Origin of the sequence: Bradyrhizobium sp. ISRA464, from assembly GCF_029910095.1 — a bacterium.
Taxonomy (GTDB): domain Bacteria; phylum Pseudomonadota; class Alphaproteobacteria; order Rhizobiales; family Xanthobacteraceae; genus Bradyrhizobium.
Genome location: NZ_CP094526.1, coordinates 1,067,332 through 1,088,988, shown reverse-complemented (window position 1 = coordinate 1,088,988; position 21,657 = coordinate 1,067,332). Strand labels below are relative to the sequence as shown.

21 protein-coding genes and 2 pseudogenes are annotated in these 21,657 nt (G+C 63.8%); 6 read left to right on the top strand and 17 right to left on the bottom strand.

Annotation, left to right across the window (positions count from 1 at the left end; genetic code table 11):
* Positions 1–87 precede the first annotated feature (87 nt).
* Positions 88–1,449 carry an adenylosuccinate lyase family protein gene (locus MTX19_RS05080; RefSeq protein WP_280982687.1) on the bottom strand — a complete coding sequence of 454 codons (1,362 nt, stop codon included), beginning with the start codon at positions 1,447–1,449 and terminating at the stop codon, positions 88–90.
* Positions 1,450–1,635: 186 nt separating this feature from the next.
* Between MTX19_RS05080 and MTX19_RS05075 the strand changes: the two genes are divergently transcribed.
* On the top strand, positions 1,636–1,893 hold the full coding sequence (locus MTX19_RS05075; protein ID WP_280982685.1) for a hypothetical protein: 258 nt from the start codon (positions 1,636–1,638) through the stop codon (positions 1,891–1,893).
* A gap of 123 nt (positions 1,894–2,016) precedes the next feature.
* Here MTX19_RS05075 and MTX19_RS05070 read toward each other — a convergent pair whose 3' ends face one another.
* The gene (locus MTX19_RS05070) at positions 2,017–2,139 is read right to left on the bottom strand and encodes a hypothetical protein (RefSeq protein ID WP_280982684.1); all 123 of its coding nucleotides are present in this window, start codon (positions 2,137–2,139) and stop codon (positions 2,017–2,019) included.
* Between the two features lie 128 nt (positions 2,140–2,267).
* Here MTX19_RS05070 and MTX19_RS05065 point away from each other — a divergent pair.
* Positions 2,268–2,642: pseudogene (locus tag MTX19_RS05065) on the top strand (UTRA domain-containing protein); the annotation flags it as partial.
* Between the two features lie 68 nt (positions 2,643–2,710).
* Here MTX19_RS05065 and MTX19_RS05060 read toward each other — a convergent pair.
* On the bottom strand, positions 2,711–2,839 hold the full coding sequence (locus tag MTX19_RS05060) for a hypothetical protein (protein WP_280974158.1): 129 nt from the start codon (positions 2,837–2,839) through the stop codon (positions 2,711–2,713).
* Between the two features lie 110 nt (positions 2,840–2,949).
* Here MTX19_RS05060 and MTX19_RS05055 point away from each other — a divergent pair, with 110 nt between their 5' ends.
* Both MTX19_RS05055 and MTX19_RS05050 read left to right on the top strand, forming a co-directional pair.
* A complete protein-coding gene (locus MTX19_RS05055; RefSeq protein ID WP_280982683.1) occupies positions 2,950–3,168 on the top strand; it encodes a hypothetical protein in 219 nt (72 codons plus the stop codon).
* Between the two features lie 911 nt (positions 3,169–4,079).
* Positions 4,080–5,690 carry an IS1182 family transposase gene (locus MTX19_RS05050; RefSeq protein WP_280978673.1) on the top strand — a complete coding sequence of 537 codons (1,611 nt, stop codon included), beginning with the start codon at positions 4,080–4,082 and terminating at the stop codon, positions 5,688–5,690.
* 398 nt (positions 5,691–6,088) lie between these two features.
* Here MTX19_RS05050 and MTX19_RS05045 read toward each other — a convergent pair whose 3' ends face one another.
* The 5 genes from MTX19_RS05045 to MTX19_RS05025 form a co-directional block, all read right to left on the bottom strand.
* Entirely contained in the window at positions 6,089–6,268 is a 180-nt protein-coding gene (locus MTX19_RS05045; protein ID WP_280982682.1) for a hypothetical protein, read from the bottom strand.
* A 198-nt stretch (positions 6,269–6,466) separates the two neighbouring features.
* Positions 6,467–7,312 carry a carbohydrate ABC transporter permease gene (locus MTX19_RS05040; protein WP_280982681.1) on the bottom strand — a complete coding sequence of 282 codons (846 nt, stop codon included), beginning with the start codon at positions 7,310–7,312 and terminating at the stop codon, positions 6,467–6,469.
* Positions 7,312–8,217 carry a sugar ABC transporter permease gene (locus tag MTX19_RS05035; protein ID WP_280982680.1) on the bottom strand — a complete coding sequence of 302 codons (906 nt, stop codon included), beginning with the start codon at positions 8,215–8,217 and terminating at the stop codon, positions 7,312–7,314. Before MTX19_RS05035 ends, MTX19_RS05040 begins: the two co-directional genes overlap by 1 nt.
* 55 nt (positions 8,218–8,272) lie before the next feature.
* Positions 8,273–9,571 carry an ABC transporter substrate-binding protein gene (locus MTX19_RS05030; RefSeq protein WP_280982679.1) on the bottom strand — a complete coding sequence of 433 codons (1,299 nt, stop codon included), beginning with the start codon at positions 9,569–9,571 and terminating at the stop codon, positions 8,273–8,275.
* A gap of 317 nt (positions 9,572–9,888) precedes the next feature.
* Complete coding sequence (locus MTX19_RS05025; RefSeq protein WP_280982678.1) at positions 9,889–10,125, bottom strand: hypothetical protein; 237 nt, start codon at positions 10,123–10,125, stop codon at positions 9,889–9,891.
* Positions 10,126–10,688: 563 nt separating this feature from the next.
* Between MTX19_RS05025 and MTX19_RS05020 the strand changes: the two genes are divergently transcribed.
* Positions 10,689–10,844, top strand: a complete 156-nt coding sequence (locus tag MTX19_RS05020) for a hypothetical protein (RefSeq protein WP_280974164.1) — start codon at positions 10,689–10,691, stop codon at positions 10,842–10,844.
* A gap of 239 nt (positions 10,845–11,083) precedes the next feature.
* On the opposite strand, the gene MTX19_RS05015 is transcribed toward MTX19_RS05020, so the two are convergent.
* Positions 11,084–12,682: an FAD-binding oxidoreductase gene (locus MTX19_RS05015; protein ID WP_280985865.1), complete on the bottom strand. Its 1,599-nt coding sequence runs from the start codon at positions 12,680–12,682 to the stop codon at positions 11,084–11,086.
* 338 nt (positions 12,683–13,020) lie between these two features.
* Here MTX19_RS05015 and MTX19_RS05010 point away from each other — a divergent pair, with 338 nt between their 5' ends.
* A complete protein-coding gene (locus MTX19_RS05010; protein ID WP_280982676.1) occupies positions 13,021–13,971 on the top strand; it encodes an oxygenase MpaB family protein in 951 nt (316 codons plus the stop codon).
* 228 nt (positions 13,972–14,199) lie between these two features.
* On the opposite strand, the gene MTX19_RS05005 is transcribed toward MTX19_RS05010, so the two are convergent.
* The 8 genes and pseudogenes from MTX19_RS05005 to MTX19_RS04970 form a co-directional block, all read right to left on the bottom strand.
* A complete protein-coding gene (locus MTX19_RS05005) occupies positions 14,200–16,053 on the bottom strand; it encodes a methyltransferase domain-containing protein (protein ID WP_280982675.1) in 1,854 nt (617 codons plus the stop codon).
* Between the two features lie 179 nt (positions 16,054–16,232).
* A pseudogene (locus tag MTX19_RS05000) lies at positions 16,233–16,412 on the bottom strand (hypothetical protein); the annotation flags it as partial.
* Positions 16,400–17,701, bottom strand: a complete 1,302-nt coding sequence (locus tag MTX19_RS04995; protein WP_280982674.1) for an RNA polymerase sigma factor — start codon at positions 17,699–17,701, stop codon at positions 16,400–16,402. The gene MTX19_RS04995 and the pseudogene MTX19_RS05000, both read right to left, overlap by 13 nt.
* Positions 17,702–17,732: 31 nt before the next feature.
* On the bottom strand, positions 17,733–18,128 hold the full coding sequence (locus MTX19_RS04990; protein ID WP_280982673.1) for a YciI family protein: 396 nt from the start codon (positions 18,126–18,128) through the stop codon (positions 17,733–17,735).
* Between the two features lie 253 nt (positions 18,129–18,381).
* Positions 18,382–19,077, bottom strand: a complete 696-nt coding sequence (locus MTX19_RS04985; protein ID WP_280985864.1) for a protease inhibitor Inh/omp19 family protein — start codon at positions 19,075–19,077, stop codon at positions 18,382–18,384.
* Entirely contained in the window at positions 19,077–20,060 is a 984-nt protein-coding gene (locus MTX19_RS04980) for a 2-hydroxyacid dehydrogenase (RefSeq protein WP_280982672.1), read from the bottom strand. Before MTX19_RS04980 ends, MTX19_RS04985 begins: the two co-directional genes overlap by 1 nt.
* The gene (locus tag MTX19_RS04975; protein ID WP_280982671.1) at positions 20,060–20,848 is read right to left on the bottom strand and encodes an ABC transporter permease; all 789 of its coding nucleotides are present in this window, start codon (positions 20,846–20,848) and stop codon (positions 20,060–20,062) included. Before MTX19_RS04975 ends, MTX19_RS04980 begins: the two co-directional genes overlap by 1 nt.
* Complete coding sequence (locus tag MTX19_RS04970; RefSeq protein ID WP_280982670.1) at positions 20,845–21,657, bottom strand: ABC transporter ATP-binding protein; 813 nt, start codon at positions 21,655–21,657, stop codon at positions 20,845–20,847. Before MTX19_RS04970 ends, MTX19_RS04975 begins: the two co-directional genes overlap by 4 nt.

Here is a 21,657-nt window from a genome sequence, read left to right as displayed (position 1 = left end):
TACGGATTGGTAGTCCAATTCGATCCGTATCCGCAAGGTTCCTGCGGTCGCCGTCGATCACGCGACAGCGAGCGAATGCGCGGGAATCTACCGCTTTGCCGACGTCAGCACCCGGTCGACCATTTCGGGCGCGAGCCCGAGATAGTTCTTCGGCGCGGTGAGGCGGTCGATGGTCGCGCGATCGATACGGCTCGCCACGCGCGGATCCGCCGCCAGCGCGTCGGCCAGCGTCAAGCCCTTGTCATTGGCGACCCGGCAGGCGTCATAAACGACGTCATGCGCCTCCTGCCGGCCGATCGCGGGCGCCAGCCCCATCATCACGGCTTCGGCAACGATCAGCCCGCGGCTGATGTCGAGATTGTCGGCCATCCTTGTCTCGTCGACGATCAGGCCGCCAAGCGCGAACTTCGCCTGATGCAGCGCGCCCGCGGTCAGCACGAAGCTCTCCGGGATCGCCATCCATTCGGCGTGCCACGGACCCGTGGCGCGCTCGAAATCCTGCACCATCGCGTCCAGCATCAGGCCGGCATGCTGGCGTACGGCCTTCGCGGCAGCCAACATCAACTCGGACGAGATCGGATTGCGCTTCTGCGGCATGGTCGAGGAGGCGCCGCGTCCCTTCACGAAGGGCTCATAGACTTCGGCGAACTCGGTCGAGGCCATGATCATGATGTCGAGCGCGATCTTGCCAAGCGATCCCGTGACCAGCGCGAGGAAGTTCACCACCTCCGCCAGCCCGTCGCGCGCGACATGCCAGGTCGAGACCGGGACGCCGAGGCCGAGCTCCTCGCACAGCGCCTGCTGCACGTCGAATCCCTTGTCGCCGAGCGAGGCGAGCGTGCCGGCGGCGCCGGCGAACTGGCCGACCAGCACGCGCGGCTTGAGTTGCGCCAGCCGTTCGGCATGGCGATCGAACGCCGCCAGCCAGATCGCGGTCTTGTAGCCGAAGGTCACCGGCAGCGCCTGCTGCAGATGCGTGCGGCCCGCCATCGGCGTGTCGCGATAGCGCTTCGACAGACCGGCGAGGATGCCGCGCAGCGCGGCGATGTCATCCTCGATGATCTTGAGCCCGTCGCGCAACTGCAGCACCACGGCGGTATCCATGATGTCCTGCGTGGTCGCGCCCCAATGGACGTAACGGCCGGCATCGCCGCATTGCTTTGCCATCTGGTGCACCAGCGGCAGGATCGGGTGGCCGACAACGTCGGTTTCCTGTCGCAACAGGTCGAAATCGAGTGCGGCGACATCGGTGCGTTTCGCGATCTCGTCAGCCGCCTCCGCCGGGATCACGCCGCAGCGCGCTTCGGCCTTTGCCAATGCGAGTTCGACCTCGGCATAGCGCGAGACCAGCCGCAGATCGGAAAACACCTCGCGCATCTCGCGCGTGCCGAAGGCATCGCGGAACAGTACGGAATCGAGAACGGTGGTCGAGGTCGGGAAGGCGGGCATGGGCGTATCCTGTTGTCGATCGCAGCTCGGTCACGTCCCTATCATGCCCGGTGCGGATGCCCTAACCCTCCGCAGGCACCGCGCCGAATCCGAATACCTCCGCCGCGATCGTGCTAGTTTCGGTCGCGGCCGGGACGCTCTCGCCCGAGGAATCGCCAAGCGGCGGGCTGACCGGTGCCGGCCTGCATGTGCCTGCCGGGCCCCGCGCGCCGGGTCTATGCCCGCCTCAATGCGCGCGAGGCCGGGCCGCCACCGCTCGACACCGCCCCTCTCGCGATCGAATTTGTGAATGGCATCAGCGCCACACTTGCGACGGTGCGCGCGACGCCGTTCTATTGGCGGGTTCACGTGTTCGGGACGAAGGGATCGGCCGAGGTGCTCGACGAGGTGACGATGGTGCTGTGGAGGTCGGGCGAGACACCGGCGACGATCCGCCATGGCTGACAAACCGCGCCGCGCGAGATCGTCCCGTTACCGCGACATCGCCACCGGGCTGCAGAAGGACATCCGGCTCGGCACCTACGCGGTCGGCAATCTGCTCCCGACCGAGACCGAGTTGATGGCGAGCTACAGGGCAAGCCGCCAGACCGTGCGCGAGGCGCTGCGCATCCTGATCGACCAGGGCCTGATCGTGCGCCGCGCCGGCCTCGGCTCGGTGGTGATCGCGGACGAGCCGCCGGTGCTGTTCACCCACAGCGTCAAGTCGCTCGGCGAGTGGCTGCGCTATTCCAACGAGACCTATCGCGACGTGGTGCGCAGCGGCGATATCGTCGCCGACCGCAAGCTCGCCGCGCTGTTGAAATGCGAGCCCGGGCAAGAGCTGGTTCCTGATCGAGGCGGTCCGCCGCTCAGACCAGTTCGCCGCGCCGCTCGGCTGGGCCGAGATCTACGTGCTGCGCAAGTTCGCCGACGTCGTGAAGCGCAGCGACCACGGCCGCACGCCGGTGCACGAGCAGATCGCCAAGAGCTACGGCCAGGTCACCGAGCACGCGCAGATGGAGATCTTCGTGCGCGGCATGCCGGCGCCGATCGCCAAGGCCCTCGGTGTCAAGACCGGCTCGCCTGCGCTGACGGTGGTGCGCCGCTATTATGGGCTGCGCGAGGAACTGTTCGAGGTCACCATCACCACGCACCCGGAAGGGCGCTACACCTACACGATGGACATGCAGCGCTCGCTGCGGCCGCGGCTTTAGCGCAAACTGATCGAACCCGGCGCACTGCCCTCGCGCGAGGCGTCGACCTTGCGCCGATACCAGATCGGCTAGCGGGTGCCGGCGTAATGCTGCCTGGCCAAGGTGTGTGCCATCTGCGGCGATCCGACCGCGCCCCAGATCGCGACTGCGAGCAAGGCGGCCGCCCACATATACGGCATGGCTTTTGGCGGCTTCATCAGTAACATCACCCCTCAGGACAATCGGGCCTCTCCGCACGTCGGCCCGTCTGCGAATCACCTAGCGCAAGAGCGTGTCCGTTTCAGGACAGCTTCATCGGAATGCAGAAATGATTTCGCAGCAATGGGACATAGGTCTGATGGGCGGCATCCCTTCCGTATTGGCTGCAAATGGAGCAAACCTGATCCAGGCGGCGTGCCCAACAAAGAATCTTCTGCCTAATTTCAAGTCAGCAGCGCATGGAATTTTCCAAAACTTTGATCCTAAATTCTTTTTGATTGTCGGGCTGAATCAAGTCGTGCGAAGAGCCGGTTTGACAGTACGATGACAAGGGTTCCCCTGTGACCGCTCACCCTGAAGACGCCAAGGGCGCCCGGCGCGCCGCTTCCAAGTCATCGCAGGAGGAGGTTGCGCGGTCGCTCGAACGTGAACTGAGGCTGTTGACCGAGGAACGCCAAGACCGTGCGCGCCAGCTCGGCCTCGATATCGGAGTCGCAGCGCCGAGGGTGCAAGACTAGCCCGGTCGCCTCCGGCCTCGCGTCGCACGCCCAAGCCTTTGGTAGTACCCAAGCCTTTGGTCGTATACGGCGCGATTTCCATATTTCCGCTGATTGGTACGTCCGTACGACGGGCGCACGTGTTGACGTGCCCCGTCAGGACGCGATGGAATCGGTTCCATACTCAATTTTCAAACAGCAGGAAGGATATGCGTCCGCGGTCTCGCGACGTGAACCCGTCCGAGCTTTGCATCTCGTTCCGCCCTCTCAATTCGCAGAGGGCGCAGGGAAAGCCGGGTGCCGATCGCACCCATGGGCCCGGTGCAACAAAAAAAGCACCGGGGGTAGGACCACAGGTGAAACCGGAAAACACGCCGGCTTTCCCTGCACGATGGTTTACGGCTTACTTCGTGCTCTCCCCGGCGAGACTTGGCTTTTTTGTCACCGTCTTCGCAAAGACGCGTTCGCGTGCTTAGCGAGGAGACACCTGCCACTGGGGCGTCGAGACCACACGACTTCACCGTCCGCCTCATGCGCACTCGTCAGTTGCGCAACTAGCGTCCACCGCATCTCACGCCGCGTTCGTGACGATCGCGATCCGCCCCTCGTGTCGGGTGAGACGGCGCGGATGATAGACTGAGTTGCGTTTCTGTAAAACAGAAATATTTTTGCGTGAGGGTCTTGCGCCGTCGAGGCTGGGCAAGAACTCGGCATTTTTTGGAGTTGATGTACGATTCGGCGCATGGCGAATCGGACGTTCAAGGCCGGCGACAGCCGGGAGCAACCCAGTCTTCTTCCTCCCCGGATTGAGGACTATGTCGGACAGCAGAATCCGGTGCGGGCGATCGACAGTTTCGTTGGCGCGCTCGACCTTTCAAAGCTCGGCTTCCGCCATGCGGATCGTGCCGCGGACGAAGTGGGGCAGCCGCCCTACGATCCGGCCGATCTGCTGAAGCTCTACCTTTACGGCTACATCAACCAGATCAGGTCGTCGCGGCGGTTGGAGCGGGAGGCCTGCCGCAATCTGGAGCTGATCTGGCTGTTGAAGAACATGAAGCCGGGCTATCGGACGATCGCCAACTTCCGCAAGGAGAACTGGGCGGCGCTCAAGGCCGCGAACCGCAGTTTCGTGCTGCTCCTGCGCGACCTCGGCCTGATCGGTGGGACCTTCGTTGCGATCGACGGGGCGCTATTCCATGGTAACGCCAGCAAGGGCAGCATCTTCACGCAAGGGAAGCTGGCCAAACAGATCGCCGCGTTGGACAAGGAGATCGAGGCTTATGGCAAGGCCCTTGAAGCCAACGATGCCGAGGAAGCCAAGCGATGTGCCGGTCCGGGAGATGGCAGCAAGGGCAGCGGCGATGTCGGCGAGAAGGTGAAGGAGCTGATGGCCCGGCGCGAGCGCGCGCAAGCCGACCTCAAGAACCTGGAGACAAGCGACAAGGGGCAACTCTCGAAGACCGATCCCGACGCAAGGCTTCTGAGCAAGGGCGACCAGACCATTGCGGGTTACAACGTGCAGAGCGTCGTTGACGACAAGCACACGCTCATCGTTGCCAGCGAGGTCGTCAACCGCAACGACGCGGGCCATCTTCATGAGATGGCAAAGGCGGCAAAAGAGGCCCTCGACGTCGAGACTCTGCAGGTGGCGGCCGATGCCGGCTATTCCACCAGCGAGGACCTGAAGGCCTGCGAGGATGACGGCATTGTTGCCTATGTGCCGCTGCACGAGGGCAATGGCAAGCTCAAGGAAGGCCGCCTCAGCCGCAAGGACTTCAGTTACGATGCGAACGCCGATGCCTACCGTTGCCCGGCCGGCGAGCTGCTGCGCCCGACGGAAGGGCGCTGGACGAACACGAGCGGCCGCATCGAGATCCGCTACCTGGCGCGCAAGGCGGCCTGCGCAGCATGTCCCCTGAGCGCGCGGTGTCTTGCCCCGAAGGCGCCTTACCGGAGCATCGCGCGCTGGGAACACGAGGACGTTCTCGAACGTCACCGCATGAGGATGCAAAGCGCCGAGGCTGCCACATTGATGCGCCGCCGTTCCGCCATCGTCGAGCACCCTTTCGGAACACTCAAATGCCGCGCCGGCTATCAGCACTTTCTCGTGCGCGGCTTCGACAAGGTCCGCGGCGAATGGAGCCTGATGGCGCTTTGCTACAACTTCACCCGCGTGCTCAGCATTCTCGGCTTCGACCGCTTCGTCGCGTACCTTGCAGAAAAGACGCGCATTGCCGGCGCAAACCTCCTTGCGGCCACTCTGCGCGCCATTCGGCTTGCTTTGCGGCCCTTCCGCGCCAAAATCTCGCTGTCGCTCGTCGTCAGTGCTTTCCGAGCCGCCCCAGCCCCTTAGTTGCCATTCTTGCCCAGTCTCGTCGGGCAAATCAGTGATTGGGCCTTTTGGCAGCTCGCGGTGCCGACGAGGGCAGGAAACGGACCGACCCGGGCGTGCACTTCATTAACCCGTCACGTCTGCTGTACCCTCGAGCGGTGACGTTGAAGCCGACATGGAAGCATGTCGGCTTTGGGCCCAATTCCGGACGTTCTTGTTGCGCAAAGCCACTGCGCGGGAGTCTATTCGCGTCGGGTTTAGCAAAGCACCAGCTCTACTTTTGGGAGATAGGCTCGCATTTAGCCAAGGTTCACTGCGCCACAAGCTTGGCCTGGCCAAATCCTCCGGAGAATTTACGCCCGCCGAATGTGCCAACTATTTCCGAAATTCAAGCTATGCCAATCCCAAAAGCATGTTGCTTAGTCTTCGTCCGGCTCGCGCACGACCGGCGGTTCGTCGTCGCCGCTCTCTTCTTCGTCCTCTTCCTCTGCGTCCTCGTCCTCTTCATCAGGATCTCGGGGCGGCATCGTGTTGCCTATGATCGCGAAGGGACTCCGGTCGATCTTGGTGGAAAGTTCCTCGGGGAGGTGTGGGCTCATGTTGCTCCTCCTAGGATGTGACACTAAGGATTTTACCCCTCTTTTCCGAGTTGGGTTACAACCAGATAACTCAATGAGACTACAAGATCTGAGCTCGCGAAGCTAAGGTGTTTTTTAGACGGATTGCTTCTGCACGCCGATGAGCGATTGGTTGCTTCAGTGGAGACTTTAGTCAGCAATCAGGAGAGATCTGCCCGTTCATGCCTTGACCGAACCGGCGGTGAGGCCAGCGACGTAGTGCTCGACGAAGAACGAGTAGATCAGCGCCACCGGGATCGACCCGAGCAGGGCGCCGGCCATCAGCTGGCCCCAGTAGAACACGTCGCCGCGGATCAACTCGGCGATGACGCCGACCGGCACGGTGCGCACCGAAGTCTTGGTCAGAAAGATCAAGGCGTAGAGAAACTCGTTCTGCGAGAGCGTGAAAGCGAAGATGCCAGCGGAGATGAACCCCGGCGTGCACAGCGGCAGGAAGATCTTCCACATCGTCTGAAGCCGGCTGGCGCCGTCGATTCGGGCCGCCTCCTCGAGCTCCTTCGGAACGGTCTTGAAATAACCGAGCAACAGCCAGGCGCAGAACGGCACCAGCATGGTGGGGTAAGTCAGGATCACCGAGGTGAGCGTGTTGCCGAGGTCGAGCCGGTTGATCACGTCGGCGAGCGGGATGAACAGCAGGGGCTGTGGCACGAGATAGATCGCCGCAATGGTCATCGCGATCAGCGACGCGCCCGCAAAGCGCATGCGCGCCAGCGGATAGGCGAGCATGGTGCCGAGGATCAGCGAGATCGCCGTCGCCACAACCGCCACCAGCATTGTGTTCCACGTCCATAACAGGAAGCTCGACTTGGTCAAAAGGTCGATGTAGTGCTTGAGCGTGGGCGCATGCACGATCAACGGCATCACGTTCTTGTTGTAGAGCTCGGCGTTCGGCTTGATCGACGTGATCGCCATCCAATAGAACGGAAATAGCGCGACCACGAGAAAGAAGCCGACCGGCACCCACACCCGCAACGCCTGCTCGATGCGTCCATGGCCGGTTACCATCACTCCCTCCTCAGGTAGATGGTCAGCGCCACGATTAGCAATGCCAGTGCCGGCAACATCGCCAGCGCCACCGAGGCTCCAAGCCCCAGCTGGCCTGCGCCCATCGCGATATCGAACGCGTAGGTCGCAAACAGTTGCGTGGCGTTCTGCGGCCCGCCATGGGTCAGCACGTAGACGAGCTGAAAATCGGCGAACGTGAAGATGACCGAGAACAGGGTGACGATCAGGATGATGGGCCTCAGCAGCGGCAAGGTAATAAAGCGGAACCGCTCCCAACCGCCTGCGCCATCGATGGCGGCCGCCTCGTAAAGTTCGGAGGGCACCGTCTGAAGGCCGGCGAGCAATGTGATTCCGTAGAAGGGCAGCCCGCGCCAGGTGTTGATGATGATGATCGAGACCATCGCGAGCGTCGGATCGCCGAGCCACGATGGGCCCGGCTTGGGCCAGCCCAGAGCTACCAGCAGCCGGTTGACGACACTGAAGGCCGGGTCGAGCATCCACAGCCAGGCGACGGTGCTCAGTACGGTCGGAACGATGAACGGCAAGAGCAATAGCGCCCGCACCAGGTTCTTCATGCGGAAGTGCTGGTTCATGGCCAGCGCCAGGCCGAGCCCGCCGGCCATCTTCAATAGCGTCGCGGCGCCGGTATAGACGAACGTGTTGATCGCCACCTGCCAGAAGATCGCATCATGCAGGTCGGTTACGAAATTCTTCAGCCCGATGAAGGTACCGGCGTGCGCGACCGGCCGATCCTCCAGGCTCAACAGGATGCCGTAGACGAACGGATAGCCCACGAGCGCCGCGAGGAAGGCGAGCGGCAGGGCCATCATCAACCAACTGAATACGCTTTGGCGGTCGAGCAGAGCCGATGGCGGCGCGCGCCGGCGCGCCGCTTTGGTAAGCACGGGGAGACGCTCAGACGCAATCGTCATGTGTCAGGCCGAGCGATAGATTCCTTTCTCAGGCCGCGCGATAGATTCCCTTCAGCTGGGCCTCTGCATCTTTTATGACCTCCTTGGTCGACGTTCCGGCACATGCCCTCGCAAACATGTCGACGACCACGTATTTGGCGACGCTTTCGGCCATATGCCGGCTCGCCGGAGCAGGCCAACCCGGCAGATGGGCGCTTCCGAGCGAATCGCGGTAGGGCAAGTTGCGAGGCTCGACGCTCCACATCGGCGCATTGTCGTAGCCGTGCAGCAGCGGCTGGTAATAGGAATCCGCGATCGCGTACCAGCCACCCAGCTGCTTCGGCGTCATCAGCCAGCGCATAAAGGCGCGCGCCTCCTCCCGGACCGGTGAGAAGCTGAAGATCGAATGGCTGATCGAGTCGAGCAGGTGGAAGCGCCCCTTTGGCCCCGCGGGGTTCATCGCCTGGTCAGTGACCTTGCCGATTTCGGGAAACTCGCGCTTGGCGAACCACAGGATGCTTTCGGCATTGTTGGTGCAGGAGATCTGCTCCGCCATCCACGCCTTGTTGTTGCTCACGTCGGTCCAGCCGAGCACGTCGTCGAGCATCGTGTCCTTGAAGAACTTGCGGCTGAAATCCACGGCGCGTGCGGTCTCGTCCGAATCGATGACCACTGTCTTGCCGTCAGGCGCCACCTCGGCGCCGCCGTAGGACCACAGCAGCGGGTAGAGCCAGCCGTGGTTGTCGCCGAAGCCGTGGCCGAGCTCGAAGCCGAAGGGATGGTCCTTGGCTTTCAGCTTCTTGCCGACCTCGTAGAGCTCTTCCCAGGTCTCCGGGAACTTCTTGACTCCAACCTCGGCGAACCAGTCGGTGCGCCAGTTCATCAATTGGCCGATATTGGCGAAGGGGATTGCCTTCCATTTGCCCTCAACCAGAACGGCCTCCCTACCGGCGTCGTACCAGCCGCCCTGCGCCTTACCGATGTCCTCGGCAATGTCGCCAACGTCGAGATATTTGTCGCCGAACTGGATCACCTGGAGCAGGCCATTCATCGTGATGTCGGCGCCCGACCCGGTCTCGGCAATCGTGCTGATCCGTGTCGGCAAGCTGCCGACACTGGTCACCTCGTAATTGATCTTGATGCCGGTCTCTTTCTCGTAAGCTGGGGCGAGCGTGTTCACCACATAGTCGTCAAACGGCTTGATGAACGAGCTTTCGTGCAGGATCGTGATGGTCTTCTCTGCAGCGCCCGCCGGTAGGGGCCGGCTCAGCGCCGCAGCGGTGCCCGTGGCCGCGAGCTTGAGAAATCCCCGCCGCGTTGTCGGGTGATAGGCTGCCGGCTCTGTCATACCGCGTCCTCCCTGAGTTGATACCCTGGGGGGTTGACTACCCGCTTCTTTGGATGTTGGAGCGCAACACTACATCAAGATCGGGTCTGGCACAGTCAAGAATCGAGGCCGAGTCGCGCGTCCTTACCTACTTCGAGTATCGGACGGTTTTGAACTAGCTGAGTAAGCTTGATAAAGCTCCACGCACCGCACTCGCAAGAAGGACAATATTGCTGACGGAAGTGCGATTGCGGACGCGTTGAACCCGAGGTCGCCTTTGGGTCTTGGCCGTGTAAAGCCGACCACGGCGACTGCCATGAACCGGTAAGGATGCCGGCTCAACGGCGTCGCTGCGCGCGTGAGCAATCCGCAGCATGGGCCCCGACAGCGGTGAAGATGAAGAGCAGACCGAAGAGCGACGCGAGCCCGCCGCCTGCCGTCGCATTCGCGTATGTCGCGAAGGCGAGAGCGGCGCAGCTCGTAATGATAAGCGAACGCCACCCCGGCAGTGCGAGGCCGACAAGAAATGGGAGCGTGTGCAGGGTCGCGAACTGGGTGTCGTCGAGCAAGAACATGGCGGCTCTCGATAAAAATGCCTCCGTGACGCATGACAAGCCTGCTGCCCGGTCGCCACAAACATCAGCCCGTCGGCCTAACGAACGTTTATCGCCACGGCTCGAAACAGAGAGTGTAAAATTCCGGAAATATCTGGAATCGACACCGGAAAAGTCAGCCAGTTTTCCGCTTGTCGCCTTTAGGCAACCCTCGTTGTCAGCCCCAATGTCTGCTTTGGGGTCCCTCGGAAGTCCATGAGGGCCGATGGGATGTCCTGTGGTCTCGCAGTCCTGACGATCAGCGTTTCCTGCGCGCAACGCGCTGTACCTCCGGCACAGACATCGCCATACCTTCGTATAGCTCCTTTCATCCCTTTTCATGGCCTGGGCTAACGCTCGTACAATTGAGCGACCGCGGGGGATTGTTATGTTTGCTGCTACTCCGACCGGACGCGCAAACGTCCGCAGGAGCGCGAGCCAGGTTCCGAGCTCTGTGATCAGGATCACTGCTCCGATGAACGAATCGCAAGACGGTCGCGTCAAACAAGTGTTGCTGAAATGCGGGATCTTCGAGGAACACTCACATGAATGTCTTCATTCAGAAGCTCAACGGCCTGTGGCACCTCATCGTCGGGTCGTGCAAGATCCGAACACCATTCCTTGAGACCCAGGATCGGGAGTTGGTTGTTGCTTACGCCAGGCGTGTCTATCCCGGCGCCAAGATCTTCGAACGCGACTGACTCTCGCATGAGAGACGGCGATCATGGCCCGCAGCTGCGAGGGTGCGCCTCCTCCCCGCGCCTTCCGAATGCGGATGCCCCCTAAAGCGCGATGAGATTGGGATCAATCATCATCGCGCTTTAGCTTCTTGCTTGAGCATGATTTCCGCGCAAACAGCGGCAATTTTGCCTTCCAATTCTCTCGCCACAGGTCTCCACCCTGAACCTGGGATCACCACACGTGCATCAACGGCACGCACCTAAGGATCGATCAGGACGCCCGGGTTGAGCATGCCGCGGGGATCCAGTTCGCGCTTGGCGGCCCGCAACGCGGCGGCAAAAAGCTGTGGCCGCTGCCGGTCGTACCAGCGCCGGTGATCGCGGCCGACGGCATGGTGATGCGTGATGGTGCCGCCTGCCGCGATCAGCGCGTCGCTCGCCGCGTCCTTGATGGCCTGCCACTGCGCGAGCAGCGCACCGTGCCGACCGCGCGCGTGGAAGGAGAAGTAGGGCGCCGGCCCGTCCGGGTAGACGTGGGTGAAGCGACAGGTGACTTCACCCTTCACCCCGGTCGCTTGCAGAATCGCGCGTTCGGTTTCCGCCTTGACCTGATCGTGAAAGCTTTCGAACCGATCCCAGGTGATGGCGGTCTCGAACGTATCGTTGATGATAGCAGCGGGTGTCAAGAATTCGCGCGCATAGGGCATGCGAATGAACGCGTTGCGCCAGATGCCTGCCGCGCCTTCGAGATGCGCGTCGCCGGCCTCTGCGGGCTCCGGTGTCCCGCGATGGTCGGCGCAGCATTCGAGCGCACGCTTGAACCAGGCGTCCAGGGGATGATCGCCCGATTCGAATGCCAGCACCATGATGGCGGAGCTGCCGTCGGCCGCACCGGTGTTGATCGCCTCCTGCGGGTCCAGGATGCGGCAATTGGAGGGATAGAGGCCGGCTTGCGCGACCGCACGCACCGCGCGCGCGGCATCGAAGAAAGTGGGAAAGCGAACCGATGCGCCGGCGCGGAATTTTGGACGCGGCTGCAATCGCATCCATGCGCGCGAGATCACGCCTAAAATTCCTTCCGAGCCGATGAACATGCGGTCGGGGCTCGGCCCCGCACCCGAACCGGGAAGCCGGCGCGTCTCCACGACGCCAACCGGCGTCACGACACGCAGGCTTTCGACGAAATCGTCGATATGGGTGTAGAGACTGGCGAAGTGGCCGCCCGATCGCGTCGCGATCCAGCCGCCCAGGGTCGAATATTCAAAACTCTGCGGAAAATGCCGCAACGTGACGCCGTGCGGCTTGAGCTGGTTTTCCAGCGATGGACCATAGGTGCCGGCGTCGATCAATGCGGCGCGCGAGACCGGATCGACTTCGACGACCTTGGAGAGATTGCGCAGGTCGAGCGTGACGGCCGCCTTGTGCTTGAGGCCATCGGCCTGCGGCTCGACGCCCCCGCACACGCTCGATCCGCCTCCGAACGGCGTCAGCGAAGCGCCGACGGACCCCGCCCAGTCCATGACAGCCGATATCTCCGACTCGTTGCGTGGATAGGCCACGACATCGGGCGCGCAATCGTAATCGCCGAGCATGGCCCTGACGTAATCCGGATAGGACTTGCCGTAAGTGTGCGCGGCGCGGTCGTAACGTTCGGTCGTGCAAAACGGCGTGAGCGAAGCTGGCGGCACCACGCGCGGCTCCCGCAAGGACAGCTCTTCAAGGCCGGGAACAGTGACCGTGTCGAATTCGCCGGCGCCAAACTTGGCATGGTAACGGCCGAGGACAAACGCTCGCTCTTCCGCGCTCATGCCTTCGCCTTCCCGTCCCCAGCCGTAATGTTTCAGCCTTGTGCCGGTCATGAGCGTTCCCCGTGTTTCGTTTCGAGAGTTTCTTGAATCGAAGAACAAGATACTCTGAACGACAGCGCTGCAGAGTGAGCTCGTTCGATCGAAACAATACGCTTTCGGGAGGGAGCATGAAAGACGGCGGCGGCGGGGCGGTTTCTTCAGCAAACGGCGCCGCAGCAGCCGCTGCACCCGGCTCAGTCTTACCCGCATGGGGTACGACCAAATGTCAGGCCGCCGTGTTCCGCGCGGGTGGACATCATGCGACAACGTTGAGAGAGCTCTGGCTTGCTGAATTGCGATAGGCTGCACAGACTAGCGGAATACCCCCGTCTGTTTCGGAAGGTGCGCATTTGGTCTCTGAAAGCGACCTCGAGCTTGCTCTTGATTTCGTCCGGGCTCGGGCCGCCGGACCGATCGAGGGCATTTTTGGTCCAGGCTCGATGACCTGGCGGATCGACCGAGAAGCCATCACCTTCTTGGGCGCCGGTCGTGCCTTGCTGCTTCAGCTGGCGCATCCCTGGGTCGCCGCCGCCGTGGCCGAGCACTCGCGGACCTTCGCGGATCCGATCGGTCGCTTCCATCGAACCTTTGACGTTGTGTTTACGACGGTGTTCGGCTCGCTCGATGCGGCCCTTGCCGCTGCCCGGCACCTGCACCACCGCCATACCATGATCGTCGGCCGCCTGCCCGAAGCAATCGGTCCGTTCGCGAGCGGCTCGCCCTACCGCGCCAACGAGGTCGCAGCGTTGCGCTGGGTTCACGCGACCCTCGTCGACACCGCTCTGGCCGTCCACGACCTGATCCTGCCTCCGTTCTCGGTCGAAGAGCGCGAGCGCTATTGGGCCGAAAGCCGGCTGTTTGGGGCATTGTTCGGGCTGACGTCGAGCGACTTGCCGGCGGATTGGGATTCATTCGCGGCCTACACCGCGGCGATGATGCAATCGGATACATTGTCCGTCAGCACCGCCGCGCGCGAGGTGGCCCGACAGATCTTGGCCGGTGGACGACCATGGTTGCGGCCGCCGCGCTGGTATCAAACCCTGAGTGCCGAGCTGCTGCCGGACCGATTGCGCACCGGCTTCGGATTTGCCTTTGACGAACGCGACAGGAAGGCCGCAGAGCGTGCCGTTGCGCGCATACGACGCATCTATCCCAAAATACCGACCCAGCTTCGTTACGTCGGCCCCTACCAGGAAGCTCAAGCGCGACTGCAGGGAACGCCGCAACTGGGCTGGACAACCCGGTGCCTGAACAGGGCCTGGATAGGACGACCCCAGTTGGATGACCGCTGGAACAGGTGAAGCTGTCCCGGACAGCCGCGGACGTTCGGATGCGGCCGACCGCCGCCTGCCGCCGACGCTGCCCCACCCGCCTGATGTTGTCACCTCCCGCATCGAACGTTCGGCCGACCCCACACGTCTCGGAAGGGCCAAAAGCGGTCGATGACGATAGAGCTGAAGGATGCCCGCTCTACTCCGTCGAGCTGACGTTCCGATGGTCCAGATGGACCCTCAGCTATTTCCAAAGCTTCACTGCGCGTTCCTGCCCGCCGTGAAGACGTACATGTCCCAGAACGTCTCCGGATGATCGGCTTCGAAGCGGTGCCACTGATCCAGATTGGTCTCATCGACCGCGCCCGGAAACTGCTTGTGAAATTTTTCGATCACCGTCGTATCGTCAAAGGGTTCGAAGCCCAGGAAGGACAGACCGTTGTGGTTCAGGAATGCCGCGATCTCGGGGATCGTGAAGCGATGCTCCATGACGTTGAACAGCAGGTCGCGGCAGCCGCTCATGCTGTAGAAATCCTTCGCGCCGATCAGCGGCTTCCAGTCGTCCGCCTCGCGGATGATGTCCTGGCGACACCGTCTGATGTCGTCGGGCGTGGCGCGATAACCGCGCGCCGCGATGCGGGCGCGGGCCTCCACGATCACGCGGCGCGCCAGATTGCTGTACAAGCCGATGCGCATCCTGCCGCCCGGCCGCAGCAGTGAGACCAGCACGCGCCACCCGGCCGTCGGCTCGGCGAGATGATGCAGCACGCCGACCGACTCGATCTGATCGAACGTGCGATCGATCGCACCTAATTCCAGAATATCCGCTTGCGCATAGTCGATGTTGCGCAAGCCCAACTCCCGTGTCTTTCGGCGCGCGTAGGCGAGACTGGGCAGGCTGACGTCGACCGCGAGCAAACGGGCGTTCGGATAGACTTGCGCGATCTGAATCGCGTGCGAGCCGGTCCCGCAACCCGCGATCAGAATATCCAGTTCGGCCTGCCGTTCCGCCGTCGGGACGATCCTTCCCCGCGCCTGATCCGCCGCGAATGCGTGCAGCGGATTGATGGTCCAGCGCGGATAGGGATTTTCCTCGTATTGACGCATCACCTCGATCGACACGCTGTCCTTGACAGGGGTGAGCGTCGCAATGGCGGCGCGCTCGCCTGCTTCCTCGAGCGGCTCGCGGAGCTGCACCCGTAACAGGCCGGCCACGGTTGCAGGCCAGTCGCGGCGCAGCAGCGCGTCCGCCATCGGCATGGCATGAAGCGGGACATAGGCCGCAACCACCGCCAGCGCGAGCGGCGCAATGGCGGCCCCTGATGCCAGGTCCTGCAGCAATCGATCGCGCAGTCCGCTCGCAAGTGCGCTTTCCGCTTCGGCCTGATCATAGACATATTCGTTGATGAAGCACTGCCGGGCGAGCGCGCAGGCGAAGGCGACGATATCATCGTCGATCTTGCCATTGTCGTCGCCCTGCTCGCCCGCAAGCCGCAGCAGCTCGGCGCGGGCCTGGCCCAGCAACAGCTCGAGTTGCACACTTGCCAGCGTCGTCGCTTCCATCGCACAGCGGAGGAAAAGGTCATTTGCAAGCGGAGTGACGCCCTCAGTGCCGAACAATTCGACGTTCGTGACCGCCAGCGGCCACTTGCCGGCGATCCGCGCACCATAGGTGGCGATGACAGGGCTCTGCAGGATGAAGCCGACGGCCTTCGCGTCCATGCCGAGCGCCAGCGCCTTGCTGAAATGCGCGACCGCCTTGGCGCGACTGCCCAACGCCTGGTACGAGTTGCCGGCATTGTAATGGCACGCGGCGTTCAGCTCGTCCGCAGCAATCGCTTTCGCGAACATCTTCACTGCGGCCCGATGGTCACCGGAGGCCTGCGCCATCAGGCCGAGAAGGTTCAGGCTCTGCACATGCGCCGGCTCGCGCGCGAGAATTTGACGGCAGATCTCCTGCGCTTCGTTGACGCGGCCCATGCCGCGCAGACGGCTTGCCTCAGCCGCGAGGTCGGCAATACCGACGACCGCCGAGCCGAAGGCGAGCGCGCTTGGCCTCTTTCCGGACTCGTCGCGTCGCTTGTTGGCCGCACGTCGCTCTTTTCGATTCATGTCCCGTCAACTGGTCCAAACTGCAAGACGCCGCCAAACAGCACACCGAAGAGGCAGCGGTTCGAAGCGGCGCATCAACCAACCACGCTCGGCAGACATAGGGCCGATCGCGCTGACCGCCAAGGATAATCTGCCGCATGGCGGATGAACCGCGGACGCCTCCGGCGCATCATCAGCCTTTATGGGGTGACGCCGGACGGCTTGACCCAGCGCTGCACGGCCGCGGCGCTATCGGCCGGGCTGGTGTTGAAGCAGGTATGGGCATCCGGGGCGAGCCGGTGCACCAGATTGAGGATCTTCTCGAACAGCAGCAGCTTGTCCGGCGGCTCGCGCAGGCCCGCGCCGATCATGACACAATCGCGGACGCGTCAATGGCCGGCGCGTCCGGCGACACGCGCGCGGCCGCCGCGCGACGCAGCAGGAGATCGCGCTCGCGGGTGTTGCCGGCAAGGCTGGCGGCCGCTTCGAACGCCGCGCGCGCCTCGTCGTGGCGGCCGAGCTTCTGCAGCAGGTCGCCGCGCACGCTCGGCAGCAGGTGATAGGATTTCAGCGCCGGCTCACGGGCGAGGCCGTCGACGATTGCAAGCGCGGCCTGCGGCCCTTCCGCCATGCCGATCGCAACCGCGCGATTGAGCTCGATCACGGGCGACCGCACCAACGCGGCGAGATCGCCGTAGAGCGCGGCGATGCGCGGCCAGTCGGTCGCCTCGGGCGTATCGGCTTCGGCATGGCAGGCGACGATCGCGGCCTGCAGCGCATAGAAGCCGCCGGCACCACCGAGCTCGCGGGCGCGCGCCAGTGCCAGTTGCCCGCGGCGGATCTGCAGGCGGTCCCATAACGTGCGGTTCTGCTCCATCAAGAGGATCGGATCGCCGGCCGCATCGGTGCGCGCCGCCATCCGCGAGGCGTTGAGCTCCATCAGCGCGAGCAGCCCGTGCGCCTCCGGCTCCCGCGGCGCGATCGCGGTCAGCACGCGGCCCATGCGCAGCGCCTCGTTGCAGAGCTGCGGCCGCAGCCATTCCTCGCCACGCGCGGCCGCATAGCCCTCGTTGAAGATGAGGTAGACCACCTCGAGCACGGAGGCGAGCCGCTCGGACAGCGCCTCGCCGCGCGGCGTCTCATAGCCGAGGCCGGAGTCCGACAACGTGCGCTTGGCACGCACGATGCGCTGGGCGATGGCCGTTTCCGTCTGCAGGAACGCGCGCGCGATCTCTTCGGTGGTGAGGCCGCAGATCATCCGCAGCGCCAGCGCCGCACGCGCCTCGCGCGACAGCAGGGGATGGCAGGCGGTGAAGATCAGCCGCAGCAACTCGTCGCCGATGTCGTCGTCGAGCGCGGCATCGAAATCGGGCATGGCTTCCTGCTCCCGCGCCAGATCGTGCGCCAGCATGCCGTGCTTCTGGGTGAGCATGCTGACGTGACGCAGATGATCGAGCGCGCGCCGCTTCGCGGTTGCCATCAGCCAGGCGCCCGGCTTTTCCGGGACGCCGCCGGCCGGCCAGTGCTCGAGCGCCGCGATCAAGGCTTCCTGGGTCAGATCCTCGGCGAGCGGCACATCGCGCAGCATCCGCGACAGGCTGGTGATCAGCCGCGGCTGCTCGATGCGCCACATGGCGAGGATGGTGGCCTGGATGTCGGCGGCCGTCATCGCCGTCGACCTGAGAACATCGCGCGGCGCATTAAGCGCCGGCCGGCGCGTCGATCTGACAGCCGCCGTCGGCGCCCATGGTCGCAAACGGACGAACCTCGCAGGTCCCGTCCCAGCCCGGCATATGCTCCTTGTGGAGCTGCATGAACTCCACGGCCGCCGCGACCGCCTCCTCCTTGTTGCGGAGCTCGAAGATCGCGTAGCCGCCGATCATCTCCTTGGTCTCGACGAAAGGCCCGTCGATGACGTTGAGCTTGCCGTCCGTGATACGAACCTGGGCGCCCATCGCAACCGGCAACAGCCCGCCGTTATCGATCATGCGGCCCGCCTTGATCTCCCGCTCGGCGAGCTTGCCCATCGCCTCCATCAAGGCCGGCGTCGGCGGCCGAGGGGGCTGCGAGGAGGTGACGATATACATGAAGCGCATCGGAAAACTCCTGTTGGGCGAGAAGCGGCGATGATCGCCGCACGACCGGCTCGCTACAGGGGACGACGATCCGGGACGCGCCGGATCGACATGGGGTAGGGAATTATTTTTGGGGCATCGAGGGTCGGTTCGGCGGAACTGCCCAATGCTGCGAACTCGTCATGCCCGGGCTTGTCCCGGGCATTCACGTCTGGGCTGCCGCGTAAAAGGAAGACGTGGATGGCCGGGACAAGCCCGGCCATGACGGTGCCGTCTACTGCTCCCGCAGCATGATCAGCGGATCGGCGCTGTCGGGAACCCGGCGCCATTGCGCGTTGTCGTCGGCCTCGAACTGCCAGGTCTCGCCCTTGGCCGACATCAGGATGATCTGACCGTGGTCGAGCCGCCACTGCGTCGGGTTGAAGGCCGCGACGGCGGAATCGCATTTCGGCTTCAGGAAGACCTGGAAATTGTCGTTGCCGGCATCGTTGTTGGTCAGCGTCAGGCCGCAGATCGCCTGACCATTGCCGCGGACCATCGACCAGTCGCCGATCATCTGGTCCATCGACTTGGCGAGCGAGCGGGCGGCGGCGAGGTTTTGCAGGATGTAGACGCCCTCATTGGTGCGCAGCCCTTCGAAAATGCCGGTCTCGACCTCGGAGAAATCGATCACGGCCTCGCCGGTTGCGTTCTGCAGCCGCACGATGTCGCCGAGCCCCTTGATGCTCCAGCCGACGATATCCTTGGTGAAGGGCAGCGCCGCGGCGCAGGACGGCTCGAGCTCGAGCTTGAAGCCTTGCGGCGTCGTATCGTTCGTGAGCGTCACGACGCAGGTCTTGCTGCGGTCGGTGGTGGCAAGCTCCCACTGCCCGATCATGTCCTTCTTCAAGGTCGTGACGTCCTGCGCCCGCGCCGGCAGGATTCCGGCCAGCAGCAGGGCGAGCACGACACTGAAGCGGACGAGCGACATCAGCGGCCCTTCACCGGGGTTTCGGCCACCGGCGTCAGCGGCGGCTTGCCGGCGAACCAGTTCCTGATGTTGTCGACCACGAGCTGATCCATCGCGTTGCGCGTGACCACGGAGGCCGAGCCGATGTGCGGCAGCAGCACCACGTTCTGCATCGCCTTCAGCTCGTCCGGCACGTTCGGCTCGGCCGCGAACACGTCGAGGCCGGCGGCGAGAATGGTGCCCGATTTCAAAGCCGCGACCAGCGCCGGCTCGTCGACCACGGAGCCGCGCGCGACGTTGATCAGCACGCCCCGGGGCCCGAGCGCGTTGAGCACATCGGCGTTGATCATCTTCGCGGTCGCGGCGCCGCCGGGCACGATCACGATCAACGTGTCGACCGCCTTCGCCATCTCGATCAGGTCGGGATAATGCGTGTAGGAGACGTCGGCGGCGGGTTTGCGCGAATGATAGGACACCGGCACGCGCGAGGCTTCGAGCCGGCGGGCGACCGCCTGACCGATCCGGCCCATGCCGACGATGCCGACCTTGCGGTCGCGCAGCGAGCCGACACTGAGCGGATAGTTCTGGGTCTGCCACAGGCCGGAGCGCACGTAGCGGTCGGCCTTGACGAATTCGCGCAAGGTCGCGATCAGCAGCCCCATCGCGACGTCGGCGACTTCCTCGGTCAGCACGTCGGGCGTGTTGGTGACCACGATATTGTGATCGCGCGCATAGGCGGAATCGACGTGATCGTAGCCGACGCCGAAGCTCGCCACGATCTCGAGCCTGGGGAAGCGCGCCATCGCGGTCTTGTCGGTCGCCATCGTGTGATAGGTGACGGCGATGCCACGGATCTTGCCCGCGACCTCAGCCGTCAGGCGCTCAAGGTCGCCGCGGCTTTCCGCCCGGTGCAGCACATATTGATCGGGAAAGCCGTTCTCGAGGATTGGCCGGATCGGTCCATAAACCAGCAGATCGATCTTTTCGGAAGACATCGGGGCCATCAGCTTTCCTTTCCAAGCGCACTTTCGTGCCAGCGTCGCAGCAAGAGGTATGAAATTAACGCCAGCAACCCATAGATGACAATCCCGGCCAGCGACAGCAGCAGCAGTGCTGCGAACATGCGGGGAATATTCAGGCGGTAACCTGACTCAGCGATGCGGAACGCGAGGCCCGAACCGGCGCCGGCGCTGCCGGCCGCGATCTCGGCGACCACGGCGCCGATCAGCGACAGCCCACCCGCGATGCGTAAGCCGCCGAGGATATAGGGCAGCGCCGCGGGCAGCTGCAGGAACATGAGCTTTTGCAGTCGTGACGCGCCATAGAGCTGAAACAGTCCGGCGAGGTTGCGATCGACCGAGTTCAGCCCGAGCGTGGTGTTCGACAGCACCGGGAAGAACGCGACAATCCAGGCGCAGACGATGACCGCGGTCTGCTGCTGCAGATAGATCAAGAGCAGCGGCGCGATCGCGATGACCGGCGTGACCTGCAGGATGACCGCATAGGGAAACAGCGAATATTCCAGCCATTTCGACTGGTTGAACAACAGCGCCAGCGCGACGCCGCCGATCGCTGCCGCGATGAAGCCTTCGAGCGTGGTGAGCAGCGTGACGCCGAGCGATTGCGACAGGATCGGCCAGTCGCTGACCAGCGTCTTCAGCACCAAGAGCGGGCTCGGCAGGACATAGGGCTGGATGTCGCCGACGCGGACGATCACCTCCCAGAGCACGAGGCCGGCGGCGAACACCACGGCAGGCAGCAGGACACGGACGATATCTTGCGGCGATTTCATGCGCCCGCCTGCCCGGCATAAGACGGCGCCAGCGCCTTCGAGACCTCGCGGCAGAAGGCGGCATATTCGGCCGAGGTGCGGAACTCCTCGCCGCGCGGCTCTGCTGCAGCGATGCGAAACTGCGCGCCGATGCGGCCGGGACGCGCGGTCATCACGATCACGCGCTGCGAGAGATAGACCGACTCGAACACCGAATGCGTCACGAAGATGACGGTCTTGTGCAGGTTGCGCCACAGCGACAACAGATCGTTGTTGAGACGGAAGCGCGTGATCTCGTCCAGTGCCGCGAACGGCTCGTCCATCAGCAGGATGTCCGGATCGGTCACCAGCGCGCGCGCCAGCGACACCCGCATCTTCATGCCGCCGGACAATTCGCGCGGATAGGCCTGAGCGAATTCCGAAAGCCCGACCTGCGCAAGCGCTTGATCGACGCGCCGCTCGGCATCGGCGCCCGCCGCATGCGCAAGCTTCAGCGGCAGGCGGACATTGTCGCGCACCGTGGCCCAGGGCATCAGCGTCGGCTCCTGGAACACGAAGCCGATCGGGTGACCGCCGCGCCGTTCTGCGTCCTGATGCGACAGCTCGACCGTGCCCGCGCTGGGCGCTGATAGCCCCGCGATCAGGCGCAGCGCGGTGGATTTGCCGCAACCCGAGGGCCCAAGCAGCGAGACGAACTCGCCCCGCCTGACGTCGAGATCGAGCGGTCCGAGCGCCGTCACACCGCTGTCATAGGTCTTGGTGACGCCACGCAGGCGAACGGCGGGGCCCGCGGCACCGCCGTCAGCTCCGGGCAACGCAGGCTCCGCCAT

Coding starts and splice junctions, on each gene's coding strand:
- MTX19_RS05080 (WP_280982687.1), bottom strand. CDS start 1,449: ATGCCCGCCTTCCCGACCTCGACCACCGTTCTCGATTCCGTACTGTTC.
- MTX19_RS05075 (WP_280982685.1), top strand. CDS start 1,636: ATGTGCCTGCCGGGCCCCGCGCGCCGGGTCTATGCCCGCCTCAATGCG.
- MTX19_RS05060 (WP_280974158.1), bottom strand. CDS start 2,839: ATGAAGCCGCCAAAAGCCATGCCGTATATGTGGGCGGCCGCCTTGCTC.
- MTX19_RS05055 (WP_280982683.1), top strand. CDS start 2,950: ATGATTTCGCAGCAATGGGACATAGGTCTGATGGGCGGCATCCCTTCC.
- MTX19_RS05050 (WP_280978673.1), top strand. CDS start 4,080: ATGGCGAATCGGACGTTCAAGGCCGGCGACAGCCGGGAGCAACCCAGT.
- MTX19_RS05045 (WP_280982682.1), bottom strand. CDS start 6,268: ATGAGCCCACACCTCCCCGAGGAACTTTCCACCAAGATCGACCGGAGT.
- MTX19_RS05040 (WP_280982681.1), bottom strand. CDS start 7,312: ATGGTAACCGGCCATGGACGCATCGAGCAGGCGTTGCGGGTGTGGGTG.
- MTX19_RS05030 (WP_280982679.1), bottom strand. CDS start 9,571: ATGACAGAGCCGGCAGCCTATCACCCGACAACGCGGCGGGGATTTCTC.
- MTX19_RS05025 (WP_280982678.1), bottom strand. CDS start 10,125: ATGTTCTTGCTCGACGACACCCAGTTCGCGACCCTGCACACGCTCCCA.
- MTX19_RS05020 (WP_280974164.1), top strand. CDS start 10,689: ATGAATGTCTTCATTCAGAAGCTCAACGGCCTGTGGCACCTCATCGTC.
- MTX19_RS05015 (WP_280985865.1), bottom strand. CDS start 12,682: ATGACCGGCACAAGGCTGAAACATTACGGCTGGGGACGGGAAGGCGAA.
- MTX19_RS05005 (WP_280982675.1), bottom strand. CDS start 16,053: ATGAATCGAAAAGAGCGACGTGCGGCCAACAAGCGACGCGACGAGTCC.
- MTX19_RS04995 (WP_280982674.1), bottom strand. CDS start 17,701: ATGACGGCCGCCGACATCCAGGCCACCATCCTCGCCATGTGGCGCATC.
- MTX19_RS04990 (WP_280982673.1), bottom strand. CDS start 18,128: ATGCGCTTCATGTATATCGTCACCTCCTCGCAGCCCCCTCGGCCGCCG.
- MTX19_RS04985 (WP_280985864.1), bottom strand. CDS start 19,077: ATGTCGCTCGTCCGCTTCAGTGTCGTGCTCGCCCTGCTGCTGGCCGGA.
- MTX19_RS04980 (WP_280982672.1), bottom strand. CDS start 20,060: ATGGCCCCGATGTCTTCCGAAAAGATCGATCTGCTGGTTTATGGACCG.
- MTX19_RS04975 (WP_280982671.1), bottom strand. CDS start 20,848: ATGAAATCGCCGCAAGATATCGTCCGTGTCCTGCTGCCTGCCGTGGTG.
- MTX19_RS04970 (WP_280982670.1), bottom strand. CDS start 21,657: ATGGCGGAGCCTGCGTTGCCCGGAGCTGACGGCGGTGCCGCGGGCCCC.